The 13,751-nt window shown below is 52.0% G+C and carries 9 protein-coding genes; 7 read left to right on the top strand and 2 right to left on the bottom strand.

Features of this window, described 5'->3' with window-relative positions; translation table 11 throughout:
• Positions 1-154: 154 nt before the first annotated feature.
• Both pfkA and FOE74_RS15890 read left to right on the top strand, forming a co-directional pair.
• Positions 155-1,126 carry a 6-phosphofructokinase gene (gene pfkA / locus FOE74_RS15895; protein WP_149099599.1) on the top strand — a complete coding sequence of 324 codons (972 nt, stop codon included), beginning with the start codon at positions 155-157 and terminating at the stop codon, positions 1,124-1,126.
• Between the two features lie 392 nt (positions 1,127-1,518).
• The gene (locus FOE74_RS15890; RefSeq protein ID WP_149099598.1) at positions 1,519-2,568 is read left to right on the top strand and encodes an aldo/keto reductase; all 1,050 of its coding nucleotides are present in this window, start codon (positions 1,519-1,521) and stop codon (positions 2,566-2,568) included.
• A 238-nt stretch (positions 2,569-2,806) separates the two neighbouring features.
• On the opposite strand, the gene miaA is transcribed toward FOE74_RS15890, so the two are convergent.
• Positions 2,807-3,742, bottom strand: a complete 936-nt coding sequence (gene miaA / locus FOE74_RS15885; RefSeq protein ID WP_149099597.1) for a tRNA (adenosine(37)-N6)-dimethylallyltransferase MiaA — start codon at positions 3,740-3,742, stop codon at positions 2,807-2,809.
• Positions 3,739-4,830 (bottom strand): glycosyltransferase, encoded by a 1,092-nt coding sequence (locus FOE74_RS15880; protein ID WP_188686846.1) that lies wholly within the window; start codon positions 4,828-4,830, stop codon positions 3,739-3,741. The genes miaA and FOE74_RS15880 overlap by 4 nt, the downstream gene beginning before the upstream one ends.
• 136 nt (positions 4,831-4,966) lie before the next feature.
• Between FOE74_RS15880 and FOE74_RS15875 the strand changes: the two genes are divergently transcribed.
• From FOE74_RS15875 to FOE74_RS15855, 5 genes are read left to right on the top strand one after another with little or no spacing between them, the layout of a single operon-like run.
• Positions 4,967-10,231 carry a PAS domain S-box protein gene (locus tag FOE74_RS15875; protein ID WP_149099595.1) on the top strand — a complete coding sequence of 1,755 codons (5,265 nt, stop codon included), beginning with the start codon at positions 4,967-4,969 and terminating at the stop codon, positions 10,229-10,231.
• A gap of 2 nt (positions 10,232-10,233) precedes the next feature.
• The gene (locus FOE74_RS15870; RefSeq protein WP_149099594.1) at positions 10,234-10,611 is read left to right on the top strand and encodes a response regulator; all 378 of its coding nucleotides are present in this window, start codon (positions 10,234-10,236) and stop codon (positions 10,609-10,611) included.
• Between the two features lie 20 nt (positions 10,612-10,631).
• The gene (locus tag FOE74_RS15865) at positions 10,632-10,910 is read left to right on the top strand and encodes a hypothetical protein (protein WP_149099593.1); all 279 of its coding nucleotides are present in this window, start codon (positions 10,632-10,634) and stop codon (positions 10,908-10,910) included.
• Complete coding sequence (locus tag FOE74_RS15860; protein WP_149099592.1) at positions 10,907-11,668, top strand: MBL fold metallo-hydrolase; 762 nt, start codon at positions 10,907-10,909, stop codon at positions 11,666-11,668. The genes FOE74_RS15865 and FOE74_RS15860 overlap by 4 nt, the downstream gene beginning before the upstream one ends.
• Positions 11,669-11,670: 2 nt before the next feature.
• A complete protein-coding gene (locus tag FOE74_RS15855) occupies positions 11,671-13,233 on the top strand; it encodes an NFACT RNA binding domain-containing protein (RefSeq protein WP_149099591.1) in 1,563 nt (520 codons plus the stop codon).
• The last annotated feature ends 518 nt before the right edge of the window (positions 13,234-13,751 follow it).

Genomic DNA, 13,751 nt, shown 5'->3' with positions numbered 1-13,751 from the left:
AGAACCGCGTTTTTTAGGGAGTTCTTGAAAAATATACTGAAAACAGGTGGCTAGTGAGAACCCAGTTTTGGAGGCCTTTTTACCGAATGCTGTGCAAAAAGCTTGAGAATTATAAGGTATTGCCTTACTTTGTGGCTCCGTATTAGATGTTAAGATGAAGAAAATAGCAGTTTTTACGTCAGGGGGAGACGCCCCGGGCATGAATGCCTGTATCCGCGCCGTGGTGCGGACAGCAGTTTACCACAAATTGGAAGTATACGGAATCGGCCGGGGCTATAACGGCATGATCCAGGGAGAGATTTACCGCTTGTTCTCCCACTCCGTCAGCAATATAATTCAAAAAGGAGGCACCATCCTCAAATCAGCCCGTTGCATTGAATTCCAGACCCCTGAAGGCAGAAAGAGAGCGTTTGAGCAGATCTCCAAGTTCGGGATTGAAGGCATAGTGGCCATAGGCGGGAACGGGACTTTTACCGGCGCCAAGGTATTTTACGAGGAGTACGGCATTCCTATCATAGGTGCCCCCGGCACCATTGACAATGACCTGTACGGCACCGACTACACCATAGGCTATGACACCGCCGTAAACACCGCCTTAGACGCCATTGATAAAATCAGGGACACGGCAGACAGCCACGAGCGCGTTTTCTTCGTGGAAGTGATGGGCCGTGACTCAGGCTACATCGCCCTCCCCTGCGCCATTGGCGGCGGGGCCGAGATGGTGATGATCCCCGAGACGATTACTTCCATGTCTGAGGTGATAGAAACCTTGCAGCAAGGCTGGCGCCGCTCTAAAACCTCGTTCATCATCATTGTGGCGGAAGGGGAAGAAGAAGGCGGTGCCACCGAGATTGCCGCCAAGGTGAAAGAGGCCCTGCCGCAGATGGATGCCAAGGTGACCATCATCGGTCACGTGCAGCGGGGTGGCCGCCCCACCGCCGCTGACCGTCTCCTGAGCAGCCAGATGGGTATGGCCGCCGTGGAAGGCCTCATTGCCGGCCGCGCCAATGAAATGGTAGGCGTGATCAACGGGGAAGTGGTGTACACACCTTTCCATGACACCATCACCAAGAAAAAACCAATCAGCGAAAGCTTCCTCAAACTGGTGGAAGTCCTGAGCGTGTAAGAAAAGATTTCCGTTGTTTATTTGATGCGTTTTAAGGCTGATTCTTAGGAATTGGCCTCAAAACGCATTCTTTTTTTCGGCATCTCCTGAGGGTATCGCTAGGAAGACAGAGCCATTTATGAACCTGCGCGAATAGGCATTCTTTGAGGCAAATTTTTAACAGGGAAATAAAATATTAGATTCCTCCGCCAAACTCTTGAAGAAGACCATATTTTAAAAAACCATCCCTAAAACTCTCTTCATAGGAAGCTGATTTAGAAGGTGTTTTGACCAAAATGTGCCAGAAACGAGTATTGGATCCTTTCTGCCTGTTCTATAAGGCTGATTTGGCAAGTTCCCTTAAACTAATCAACCAGAACCTCGTTTTTACCAACTCACCTAAGAGAGAAAAAATGGAATTCAGACAACTAGGGGCTTCTGGGTTGCAGGTGCCGGTACTGAGCTTTGGGACCGCTACTTTTGGCGGCGGCGGCGACTTCTTCAAGGCCTGGGGAAGCACCCAGGTAGAGGAAGCCACCCGTTTGGTGCAGCTTTGCCTGGAGGCGGGCGTCAACTTCTTTGACACCGCGGACATCTACTCGCAGGGAATGTCAGAGGAGATTCTGGGCAAAGCCATAGAGGGACAGCGGGACAAGATCATTCTTTCCACCAAAGGCACGTTTCCTTTCGGCCCAGGGCCGAATAACCAAGGTTCTTCGCGGTGGCACCTGCTCAAGCAAGTAGAAGGCAGCCTCAAGCGCCTCCGCACCGACTACATTGACCTGTACCACATGCATGGCTTTGACGGCAACACCCCCGTTGAAGAAACCCTGCGCACGCTGGATGACTTGGTGCAAAGCGGAAAGGTGCGCTACCTTGCCGCCTCCAATTTCTCAGGGTGGCATCTGATGAAGTCTTTGGACGTCTCAGAAAAATACGGCTGGAACCGCTACGTAGCCCATCAGGTCTATTATTCGCTCGTGCACCGGGAGTACGAATGGGAATTGATGCCCTTGGGCTTGGATCAGAACGTGGGCGCTATCATTTGGTCTCCGTTGGCCGCCGGTCGGTTAGGAGGTAAATACCGCCGGGGCCAGCCGCTGCCCCCTGACAGCCGGGTGGCCCAAGGCGGCAGCCCGGTGCCCGAGGCGGTGGTGAACGAAGAGCACCTGTACACCATCATGGATGCCCTGGATGCCGTAGCCGCTGAAACCGAGAAAACGGTAGCCCAGGTAGCCCTGAACTGGCTTTTACAGCGACCCACTGTTTCCAGCATCATTATTGGCGCCCGCAATGAAGAGCAACTAAAGCAAAACCTGGGGGCAGTAGGCTGGAACCTCAGCAAAGAGCAAGTCAAAAGGTTGGACGCCGCCAGCGACACCCCTCCTATTTACCCTTATTGGCACCAGCGCCAGAACATCAAACTTAATCCCCTGCCGCCTTTCTACCAAGGGTTAAAGTAACACTACCCCTGGCTAATCTTTACGTTTGGGGGCTGTTTGTAAGAAAACAGCTCCCAAACGCAAGAAAGGTTATCCGTTGAAAGCCTGGGCCTTTGATCTTATAGACCAATCCTTTCCCTTCCCGCAACCCTGTTTGGGAACCTGAGATTCAGGAAACAACCGCTGGCTTTCTTCATCTATAGTTATCAGAAAACAGGCTGAAAACGCTTACCTAATTGGCACACAGCATTTAATGACCTCACGCACCTCCCTCGTTAGCGCCTTTCTCCATTTCGGCTTGGATGTGGGCTACCACCTCTGAAAACTGACCTGGGTGGAACCACTGAAACTCTGGGTCACGGTTAAACCAGGTGAGCTGGCGTTTGGCATAGCGGCGGCTGTTGCGCTTAAGCAGCCGAACGGCTTCTTCAAAAGAGCAAAACCCATCTAAGTAACCAAACAACTCAGTATACCCCACGGTCTGTAGAGCCTGGTGCTCCCGGTAAGGAAGCAGTTGCTTCACTTCATCCAAAAGGCCCTGGGCCAGCATCTGGTCTACGCGGTGGTTGATGCGGTCATACAGTTCAGGGCGCTCACGGGTAAGTCCGATTTTGATAATCCGAAAACCGCGGGTACTGCCGTTGTTCTGCGTTCTGAACGAGGAATAGGGCTGTCCACTGCTCAGGCACACTTCCAGGGCCCGCACCACCCGTTGCGGGTTCTGTGGGTCCACCTGGGCGGCGTATTCCGGGTCAAGTTCCTGTAACTGCTGCACCAGGGCCGGCAGTCCCTCCTGCGCCAGCCGCTGGTTCAGTTCTTCCCGCACGCCGGGTAAGATCTCCGGCATTTCGTCTAAGCCTTCGCACAAGGCCCGCACGTACAACCCAGAACCGCCGGTGGCAATCACCACCTCATGCCCCTGGAAGAGTTGGTGGAGCAGGCGCAAGGCATCTTCTTCGTACTGCCCGGCATTATATTCCTCATGAATGGTATGGGAATTTATGAAATGATGCGGCACGCCTCCCTGCTCCTGCGGGGTGGGCTTGGCGGTACCAATGCTCAGTTCCTTGAAAAACTGGCGTGAATCTGTGGAGATAATCTCCGTTTGGAAGTGTTTGGCCAATTGCACGCAGAAATCGGTCTTGCCCACGGCCGTAGGGCCTACCACTACCACTAAATATCGTTCTTGCTTCATTTGATTTCATTGTAAAGGGCTGTCAATTTTTGGCTCTCCATCTCCCAGCACCACTCCGTCCGCGCCATAAGACAGTTTTGCCGCAGCCTTAGGTAAGTTTCCTGGTTGTGCAGCAAGGTTAAAAGGGCCGTTTTCACCTCTTCTACCCCCAACCGGGCCAGGAGCGCCACCTCATGCTGGGCGTTTAGGCGCTGGTATTCAGGAAAAGGTACACAAACCTGCGGAATGCCGGCCTGAACATAATCAAAAAATTTATTGGCTAATGAATAAAAATAACTGAGGCCTCGGTTCTCTTCCAGCAGCATGATGCCTGCCCAAGCACCGGCGGTTAACCAGATTAGGTCTGTAGGAAGCACGTTTCCCTTAAACTCCACCTGGTCTTGAAGCCCTAGTTGGTGGGTCATTTGCTGTAAACGGCCCCTTAACGGTCCCTCGCCGCACACAACCAACCGAGCGGGCACGTGTTGCAGCGCCAACAGCAAGGTCTCCAGCCCTCGGCCTTCGTTCAAAGCACCTTGGTAGATAAAGTAGGGTGGCTCCTGCTGCCGGACCAGCGGCCCCAGTTGCCGCAGAGGCATGTTTTGCACCAGGTGCACCGGTCGGCAGTATTTGGCCTCAAAATAAGCCACCAAAGAGCCGCTCACGGTATAAGCCAGGCTGGCACGGGTAAAAGCCAGCCGCTCCACCACCGACCAGACTTTCCTTACCAGAGGCCGGTGCACTACTTCAGGCAACTCCGGGAACAGCTCATGGGCATCATAGATCAGCGGTTTGCGGCGGAAAGCGGAGGCAGTGAGGGCAGCCAAGGCGGTGTCCGTGTCAATGGCGCCGTACAGGTCATAGGAATGGGTAAGAAACCAACCCAGAAGGCGCAGGTTGTATTCCAGGTAAAAGAAGGGTCCTTTCAGGAAATGGCACCTGATCCGGTGGGTCTTGAAGAGCGTGGCGGGCATCTCCAAAGACTGCGGCAGCAGGCGGCCCACCAGGGTTACTTCATACCCCGCCTGGGCCAGGGTACTAGCAATCCTGAGCATGCGCTGGTCATGGGTAAGGTCGGTGGTGACGGTAAAAACAAGGGATTTGGCCATTTTGGCAAGGAAAACACGACTCTGAAAGGGACGGTGCAAATAACCAATATTTAAGTTATTTTTGCTAAACACGTTTCCCATCAATAAGTGCCGCCCCAAGAAAAGTGGCTCCTCCAGATTCAGCTTAACCCGTAGTATGACAACAAGCAATCCTTCTGTAGACAGAACAGCCAAGGTGACCGCCGCCACCCGGTTGGTGGACCTGGCGGAGCACGTGAGCGGCAGCCGGAAATTCATCTTCGTGTGCGACTTAGATGGCACCCTGCTGGCGGTGAACAAGGCCACCAAAGAGGCCAACTTCCACGGGAGTGACTGCCCGGAAAAGCTGAACATCAAAACCCTGCTAGATGAGAAACAGCGCCAGCACTTTGACCGGAACCTGCGGTTGCTTCGGCGTCGCAAGAACATAAGCGGCTTTATCCAACCCAAGGTCAAGATCCTGAACACGAACCTGCTGTACTTCAAATCCAGCCTGGTGGCCCTGGAAGGGTTTGAGTTTCTTTACATTGCCGTACGGGCCGCTTCAGCAGAAGTGATGCCCGCCGGCGATCTCTTTGCCTCTGAGTCAAGCTACCGCACCATTTTTGAGGAAAGCAGTGAGCCTCTGTTCATTCTGGACAAAAAGGGCATGTTCATTGACCTGAACAAAGAAACGCTGGGCATTATACAACTGGAAAAGCAGGAACTCATTGGGAAAAACGTATTTGAGGCCTTTGACCTGAACCCGTCAGAAAGGATCGCTTTCAGAAAAAGAATCAAGCAGGCCTGCGAGGGGAAAACCCAGCGGTTTGACTGGTGGTTCAAAAGCAGTGATGGCAGCCTTTTCCCCTTGTATCTTTCTTTCCGGTGCGGGCGTTATTTTGGGCAGGAAGTGGTGTTAGGCACCGCTACCCCCATGGAAGATTCCCGGCATTTGCTGGATCGGGGCCGGCAACGCCAGGAACAGCAGGAATTCATGGCCCAGCTCCAACCGCTTTTCACCAACCTTAAATCTCCGGAAGACATTCTTTCCACGGTCCTGGAGGAGGTCACCAAACTTCCCCACATCAACGGTGGCGGCGTGTTTGTGTACCAACCGGCTAGCCGCATGGTGCAACTGGTCCACAGCAAAGGCGACCAGTCTTACCTGCTGAAGGAAAAAAGCATCTTAGCGCTGAACCCGGAGTTCCTGGCCCAGCTGGAGAATAAGAACAAAAACCGTTCGCTGCTGAGCATCTCCCGCAATTTCCAGCACCTCTTTGATAAACGGGAGATCTTGGCAATGCCCATCAGCACCGACAAGCATTATCTGGCCACCATTATTCTGCTCATTGATGATGCGGCCAACATGACCAGTGCCCTGACTGAGTTTGTGAACCACCTGGGCCTGGAGATAAGTTCTTACCTTTCCAGGTTTGAGCTTCGGCAGGAACTGCATTACTCAGAAGGCAAATACAAGACGCTCTTTGAGTCTTCCAATGACGCCATCTTCCTGCTCAACAACACCCAGATCGCGGACTGTAATTTCCAGGCCACCGTGTTGCTGGACTGTGACAAGAAAAGCATTCTAGGCAAGCGTTTGGCAGATTTCTCGCCAGGACTGCAGGCCGATAACTCCTCTTCGGTAGAGAAATCTCTGCAGATAATTGAGCAGACGCTGCATGACGGCCAGCCCCGCAGCCTGGAATGGCGCATTGAGAAAACAGATGGCGCCATCATTGACAGTGAGATCAGCTTCAGCGCCATCATGTTGGAGGACGTGGGGTTTGTGCAGTGCATTGTCCGGGACATCACTTCGCGCAAAGAAGCCCAGGCCCTTATCCGCCGCCAGGAGGTTTTGCGCGAGTCCATGCACCAGTTCCGGTCTTTCCTGAGCCAGGTGAACCTGGCCTACGTGAGCATGAACCTTGATTTGCAGGTACTCTACGTGAACGACTACTTTTTGCAGTATACCGGCTATAAACGCGAAGAGGTAGTGGGCAAGAACTACTACGAGCTGTTCGTGTCAGAGAAGGAAAGGCCTACCCGTATCCAGGAAATCAGGAAAGCCCTTCAGAACCAATCGCTCCGCAGCTATTATGAATGGGACCTGATCACCAAGTCGCAGTCGGTGAAGATCCTGCGCTGGAACATCATGTTTGAGATGGATGCCGAAGGCAATGTGGTAGGTATCACGGCCGTGGGCAAAGACATGACAGACAAGCGCATTGCCATGGAAGCCCTTAAAGACAACAAGATCCGTCTGCAGGACCTCTTTGACAACGCGCATGACTTGATCCAGAACATCTCCACCGACAATAAATTCATCTTCGTGAACCGGGCCTGGAAAGAGAAACTGGGCTACAATGACTTTGACATTGAGAACCTCACCCTCAATGACATTGTGCACCCGTACTACAAGGCCAAGCTGATCTACCAACTGCGCAACCTGTACAAAGGAGATGATGTGAACAAAATTGAGACGGTGTTCCTGACCAAGAGCGGAAAACCCATTCACTTGATCGGCTCCATCAACTGCAGTTGGCAAGACGGCAAACCTATTGCCACCCGCGCCATCCTCCACGACATCACGGACCGTATCAAGGCCGAGCGCCTGCAGAAGGTGTACTACAGCATTGCCAACCTGGCCATTTCCTCCAAGGATTTGCCCTCGTTATACAGCGCCATCCACCGCGAACTGAGCAAAATCATTGAAACCCATAACTTCTACATTGCCCTTTTTGACGAGGAGAAAGACCAGATCAATTTTGTGTACTATGTAGACCAACTATCCAACATTCCGGCGGCACCCAGACCTTTCTCCCTGGGCATGACCGAATACATCATTAAAACCGGCAAGCCTTTGTACGCGACCAAAGCCGATTTCATGGATTTGGTGGATAACGGCAAAATTGAGGTCAATGGCGTGGTACCGGAGGTAATGCTCTGCTCCCCTCTTTCCATTGGGGAGCGCATTATTGGCGTGATTGCCGTGCGCGACTACAAAAACCCAGAGGCTTATGTGCAGACAGATATTGAGATCCTGCACTTTATTTCCAACCAGGTGGCTTTGGCCATTGAAAGGAAACGGAACGAAGAGCAGATCACCATCCAGAACGCCCGCCTGAAGGCTATTTTTGAAAGCGGCACCCACTTGATGTGGTCGGTTAACCGGCAATACCAGCTTACCTCCTTCAACCAGAATTTCTTCAACGAGATCCATTCCTGGACCGGTAACGTGCCGCTGCTGGGAATCAAATTAAGTCAGTTGGTAGGGGAAACCATCACGCAGGGCTATTTCCACCGCATGAAGGAAACCTATGAACTGGCTTTTGCTGGCCAGGCTCAGCAATTTGAGATAGAGCTCCACCATTCCAACGGCTCTAGTGCCTGGCGGGAAGTGTTGCTGAACCCTATCTACCTGGAAGACGGTAGCTTTGAAGATGTGTCGGCCATCGCCCTGGACATTACAGAGAAGAAGATCTCCCAGATGTCACTGGCGGTCAATGAAGAGAAGTTCCGGCAGATTTTTGAGTCTTTCCAGGACCTGTACTACAAGACCGACATGGCGGGTGAGTTCCAGCTCATCAGCCCCTCCGTGCAGGAAGTGCTGGGGTATCTGCCCAACGAGGCCATGGGGCTCAATGCAGACCAACTGTACGCCCGCCCTGAAGACCGCGACGAGCTCCTGCGCATGCTCTTCAACCAGCGAAGCGTCCGGAACTTTGAGACCTCCCTGCTTACCCGCCAGAACCAGGAGATTGAGGTATTGATCAACTCGCGCCTCATCCTGAACGCTGACAAGGAACCTATTGCCATTGAAGGTGTCTGCCGTGACATCACGGAACTGAAAGACACCCAGCGGGAACTCATCAGAGCCAAAGAATTGGCAGAGAACTCGCTCCAGGTTAAAAACCAGTTCCTGGCCAACATGAGCCATGAGTTGAGAACCCCCATGAACGGCATCATTGGCATGATTGACGTGCTGCACCATACCGCCAACAACGCGGAGCAGATGGACTATATTGAAACGCTTAGAAAGTCCTCTGATGCCCTGCTGGATATCCTGAATGATATTCTGGATCTTTCCAAAATACAGGCCGGAAAACTCCAGTTGCACGAAACCGGCATTGACTTGTTCTATGCGCTGGAGCGGACCCATGCCCTGTTCTCTAACCGGGCCATCCAGAAGGACCTCACCTTCACCTATGACATCTCTGAAGATACGCCCCGTTACATTGTCACAGATGAAACCCGGCTATTGCAGGTATTGTCTAACCTGACCTCCAACGCCATCAAGTTCACCAATGAAGGCACGGTGAGCGTGGAGGTGAGCAGAGTGGGCGGCGAGGGAGATGAGCATAAACTGCTGTTCAGGGTAAACGACTCCGGCATTGGCATCAGTGAGGAGGACATCCAGTTGCTGTTCACCAACTTCACGCAGCTTGACAATTCCTCTTCCAAGTCCTTCGGGGGCACTGGTCTGGGGCTGGCCATCTCCAAACAGTTAAGTGAATTATTGGGCGGAGAGATAGGCGTAGAATCGGTGCTGGGCCAGGGTAGTACCTTCTGGTTCACCATTGTCTGCCATGAGGCGGAGAACATCAAGCAGATCCATGAGCAATTGCAGTCATCCAAGGAGTTAGACGCCATTGGCCAGTTTTCTCCAGAACCGGTCCTGCTGCTGGTAGATGACAACCAGATCAACCAGAAAGTGGCCCTGAAGCTGCTGGAACGCATGGGCTGTACTGCCGATCTGGCCTCTAATGGCTTCGAGGCCATTGAGAAAGCCACCCAGAAACGGTATGACCTCATCTTCATGGACATCCAGATGCCGGAAATGGATGGGGTAACCGCAACCCAGGAACTTAAGAAGCTGCTGGCGACCAACTGCCCTCCTATCATTGCCATGACCGCCTATTCCATGAAAGATGATGCGGAAAAATTCATGAGTGAGGGGTTAGACGATTATGTTTCCAAGCCCGTTAAAATCTCTGACTTGCATGAGCGGATCTTGAAATGGTACGGCAATGGGGTACCCGCTGACACGCCTCTGGAAGAAACCACTCCTTTGCCGCTTCAGAACCAGGAGAAAACAGAATTCTCCATGAACCTGCACGTGCTGGAGCAATTGAAAGACCTGGGCGGCGATGAATTCGCCTTACAACTGTACATAGAATTTGAGGAAGAAACCTCAGAATTATTGGACGAAGCCAGACGAGAAGTGGCCGCACAACATTATGAAGGCATTTTAAGTACACTGCATCAAATCAAAGGAACTGCCTCCACCTTGGGTCTTGACTCCGTTTCTACCTTGGCCCAAACCCTGGAACACGACATAAAAAAGGGAAAATTCACATTTGTTGATACCACCTTCTCTGATTTGGAGTCAAGTTTTACTAATTTTAGAGCAAACTATCGAAATATAATCTTATCGAACTAGCCATGGCCGAGAATAAAACCATTTTGATTGCAGAGGATAGCTCTGTCATTCTGAACCTTACCAAGAAAATCCTGGAACTACAGAACTATACGGTAGTGTCGGCCAAGAATGGCGGGGAGGTTCTGAAGAAGGTGCAAGACCAGAAAATTGACGCCATTTTGATGGACCTGAACATTCCGGTGAAGAACGGCATGGAGTGCACCAAGGAGATTAGGGCCAACCAGGATCCGCAGATCGCCCAGATTCCTATTATTGCCGTCACCGGCAACGCCAACAACTATACGCTGGAGCAATTCAAAGAGGCCGGCATCAATGCCTATCTGCCCAAGCCTTTGGATTTTGACATGCTGGTGCAAACCGTAAAAGAGTACGTGCACTAAGCGGAATTCTTTTCTTACCTATGCAGATCAAGTATACCCGGCCTTTTTTAAACAGGCTAGAAGATATTTTTGCCGAGTCTGAATACATGCTGCGGTATGAGAAGGGTACTTTCAAGTCCGGGTTCTGTATCTTGAAAGATACCAAGGTAGCGGTGGTAAATAAATACTTCCCTTTGGAGGGCAAGGTCAACTGTCTGGTAGAGATCCTGCGGGCAGTTGACATCCTTCCGGAGAGCCTACGCCCCGAAAGCCAGGAACTGTACCTGGCCATCAAACACCAAACCATATCCACTACGTGAAAATCACCTTCTTAGGAACAGGTACCTCTCAGGGCGTACCCGTCATTGGGTGTGAATGCGAGGTATGCCGCTCCTTGGATTACAGAGACAAACGGCTCAGGGTTTCTGTGTTGGTGGAAGTGGGGCAAAAATCCTTCATTATTGACTCAGGGCCTGATTTCAGGCAACAGATGCTGCGGGAACGGGTGAAACGGGTAGACGCCGTCTTGTTCACGCACGAGCACAAAGACCACACAGCGGGGCTGGATGACATACGGGCCTTCAATTTCATGCAGCACCTTGACATGCCCCTGTACGCCGACCAGCGGGTGCTGAACCAGTTGAAACAGGAGTTCAGCTATATCTTCACCAACTCCACCTATCCCGGGGTGCCTCGGGTTGAACTCCACCCCATCCAGAACGAGCCTTTTGAGGTGCAGGGCATTCCCGTCACCCCTATTCATGTGCTCCACCACAAGCTGCCCGTGTTCGGCTTCAGGATAGGGGATTTCACTTACATCACAGACGCCAACTACATCTCTGAAGAGGAGAAGGAGAAGGTAAAGGGCTCCAAGGTGATCGTTCTCAATGCGCTCCGGAAGGAACCCCACATCTCCCATTACTCCTTGTCTGAGGCTCTTACTGTCTTAGAGGAACTGGCCCCTGAACAAGCTTATCTCACCCACATCAGCCACCTGCTGGGCTTACACCAGCGGGTAGAGAAAGAACTTCCTTCTTTTGTGAGGCTCGCCTATGATGGCCTTTCGCTTACCCTATAGCCGTGCACCAGAATTACTTCTTTTTACGGAAATTAGCCCAGAAACTTGATCAGCAGCTTAAGGGTTTCACCTTGCAGGCCGCCTTCAGCCAGGAGAAAGATGAACTGGTGCTGGCCTTCTACCAGGAGGAAAAGGAATTCTACCTGAAAGCCATTCAAACACCTACCTTTTCCAGCCTGCAGTTCCCGCAGACGTTCAACCGGGCCCGCCAAAACTCGGTGGACCTTTTCACTGGTTTGGTGGGGGAAGAAGTTCTGGAGGTGCGCGGGCACCAGCAGGAACGCAGCTTCTACGTCCGGTTCACGAACGGGAAGGTGTTGCTGTTCAAATTGTTCGGGAACCGGTCTAACGTGGTGTTGTATGAGCAGGACCAGGCCACAGAGCTTTTCCATAAGAAACTCTCCAAAGACCTGGACCTGGATTACCGCACCATGGACCATACCTGGCACCTGACCAAGGAAGCGTTCCTGCAGGCGCCCCAGAACCTCAAGAAGCTTTTACCTACCCTGGGTGAGGTTCCTTTGCTGTACCTGCAGGAAAAGAACTACGCTGCGCTTTCACCAGATAAGCAGTGGGAACAGGTAGAGGAAATGCTGGCCTTGCTGGAGAACCCACCCCACTACTACCTTATCACGGTCCAGAAGTTGCTGCGGCTCTCGCTACTGCCGTTGGGCCAGGTTTCCGAGACCTTCACAGACCCCATTACGGCCTTGAATGCCTTTGTGCCCCAGTACCGGGCCCAGGAGTATTTCCAGAAGAACTACGCTACCTCGCATAAGCAGCTCAGCAAGCAACTGGAGGGAGCCCAGAAAATCTGGTGGCAGATCCAGGAACAGTTGGAGCAATGGCACCACGGCACCCCCTACGCCCAAACCGCTGATGTAATCATGGCGAATCTGACTAACATTCCGGCAGGTAGCAAGGAGGCAGAACTTTTTGATTTCTACGCCGGCACTACGCAGCTGATAAAGCTCAACGCAACCGAGACACCGCAGAAAACCGCCGAGCGCCTGTACAAGAAGGCCAAGAACCAAAAGATTGAACGGCAATTGCTGGAAGAACGGGCCGCCCGGAAGGAGGAAGAGGTGGAACGCCTCACCAAGGAGCTGCAAGAACTGGAAAGCATGGATACCGCCCCTGCTTTGCGGCAGTTTCTCAAAAAACACACCCCAAACCAACCGGTGGCCCAGGTAGACCTCCCCTACCACACCTTTGAAACGCTTGGATTCAAGATTCTGGTGGGCAAAAACGCAAAAGCCAACGACAAACTTACCCTGAAGCACACCCACAAAGACGACCTGTGGCTCCACGCCAAAGATGTGCCTGGATCGCACGTGGTGATCAAATTCCAAGCGGGCAAGGCTTTTCCTACCCCCGTGCTTGAAGCTGCCGCCCAGTTAGCGGCCTTTTACTCTAAGCGAAAGAGCGACAGCCTCTGCCCTGTCTTGTACACGCCCAAAAAGTACGTCAGAAAACCAAAAGGCGCTACCCCCGGCTCCGTGGTAGTGGAAAGGGAAAAAGTGTTGCTGGTGAAGCCCCAGAACCCTTTTAAACAGACGTTCTGATTTCTTCTCCTTCCTTTGCAGCCTATTTCCTGAAAACTGCCTATAAATAAGGTCAGCCCATAGTTTGGTTGGTCTTTCACTTGCCGAAGTTAGGTTTTTAGGCGGAACCCTTTTGATTTTGATCTTATCAAGGATAGCTTCCCCCTATTTCCTAAACCGAGACTGAGGCTTTCCACTTTCTATCCTTTCCAGCGCCTACCCCCATCCAGAACCAAATGCGTACGGTTTTGGTCAACTCAACTGTACCTTGTATTGCCCTTAAAGTTCCAGACTTCCAATTGGTTGCCTAAGAAATGACCAATAAGCCAGGCAGTACCCTATTCCACTTTAAGGATAGGCTCTTCTTCTGGGAAGGGTTCGTCCCATGCTCTTTTTGAACTTTACCCTGCACCAGCTTCCTGCGGAATTAAGACCCATCGGGGCCATGGGCAAGAACAGAGAACGATGCTCCTGAAAACAGGTTGTTTTTCAGGAAAGTATTTAAAAATATAAAAGCTGCTCAGTTCACAAGTCTTTAA

This window comes from Rufibacter glacialis, assembly GCF_008271745.1.
GTDB lineage: Bacteria > Bacteroidota > Bacteroidia > Cytophagales > Hymenobacteraceae > Nibribacter > Nibribacter glacialis.
The sequence above is the reverse complement of the archived record's forward strand: the minus strand, read 5'-3'. Positions and strand labels throughout refer to the sequence as shown.

Coding starts and splice junctions, on each gene's coding strand:
- FOE74_RS15865 (WP_149099593.1), top strand. CDS start 10,632: ATGCAGATCAAGTATACCCGGCCTTTTTTAAACAGGCTAGAAGATATT.
- miaA (WP_149099597.1), bottom strand. CDS start 3,742: ATGAAGCAAGAACGATATTTAGTGGTAGTGGTAGGCCCTACGGCCGTG.
- FOE74_RS15875 (WP_149099595.1), top strand. CDS start 4,967: ATGACAACAAGCAATCCTTCTGTAGACAGAACAGCCAAGGTGACCGCC.
- FOE74_RS15870 (WP_149099594.1), top strand. CDS start 10,234: ATGGCCGAGAATAAAACCATTTTGATTGCAGAGGATAGCTCTGTCATT.
- pfkA (WP_149099599.1), top strand. CDS start 155: ATGAAGAAAATAGCAGTTTTTACGTCAGGGGGAGACGCCCCGGGCATG.
- FOE74_RS15880 (WP_188686846.1), bottom strand. CDS start 4,830: ATGGCCAAATCCCTTGTTTTTACCGTCACCACCGACCTTACCCATGAC.
- FOE74_RS15890 (WP_149099598.1), top strand. CDS start 1,519: ATGGAATTCAGACAACTAGGGGCTTCTGGGTTGCAGGTGCCGGTACTG.